The sequence below is a fragment of the Acinetobacter sp. genome (genome assembly GCF_036666595.1).
Lineage (GTDB): Bacteria > Pseudomonadota > Gammaproteobacteria > Pseudomonadales > Moraxellaceae > Acinetobacter.
The window spans coordinates 1-729 of record NZ_JAVWVO010000078.1; the positions used below are offsets into that span (position 1 = coordinate 1).

A 729-nucleotide genomic window follows, 5' to 3' on the forward strand; every position below is an offset into this window, starting at 1 on the left:
CGATCAAAAACCGGTACAACCTAATATGGCCAAAACAGATATCGAACCTGACACAACAGAGCCTAAATATGACGGATTGACTACTCAGGTTGAAACCGAGAGTAAGCGTATCCCAGTGCCTGAGCATGTTGAGCCTGAACCACCGAAAAGAGGCTTTCTGAGCCGGTTTTTCTTACCGAATGGCTAAAGTCATTATTCAACTGAGCTAATCAAAAATGTGGAACATTGATTAAAGAATAGGCGTGGAACACGACTATTCACGTAAAAAGCCCAATCGGTGAGAACTGGACTTTTAAATATACGATAACACTATGAATTAAAAAGAATAAATTAGAGCATTTCGTATAAGGTGTATTATGTTAATTTTAGACAAACTTCAAATTAAATATCTTTCCAAGCAATTTTTTTAAGCTTTAAGTTAATACAAGAATCATTTGTGAGCTTCTCTGCAACTTCGAAAGCATCTAGTAATTCCTTATTAATATGATTAATTCTTAAATTTTCGAATTCAACAACTTTAAAAAATGGTTGATCCAACCCTTTAATATTTAGTTTTGGTTGTTGATCACTTACTTTAATGAAGTCGGGCATATCTTTATCAAAAATAGAAGAATCTACAAAGAAGTTATTCCCTCCAAAACCACCTTTAGAACCAGCATCATCTGCCAAATAAGCCTTGGTAAAGGCGAAATTTGCTTGTAATTCTGGTACAACATCATAGCAAGGCTT

At 34.7% G+C, this 729-nt stretch carries 2 pseudogenes; one reads left to right on the top strand and one right to left on the bottom strand.

What is annotated here, in order from left to right:
- Positions 1 to 187, top strand: a pseudogene (locus tag RR876_RS16870) (DNA-binding protein); the annotation flags it as partial.
- 194 nt (positions 188 to 381) lie between these two features.
- Here the strand turns inward: RR876_RS16870 and RR876_RS16875 are convergent.
- A pseudogene (locus RR876_RS16875) lies at positions 382 to 729 on the bottom strand (hypothetical protein); the annotation flags it as partial.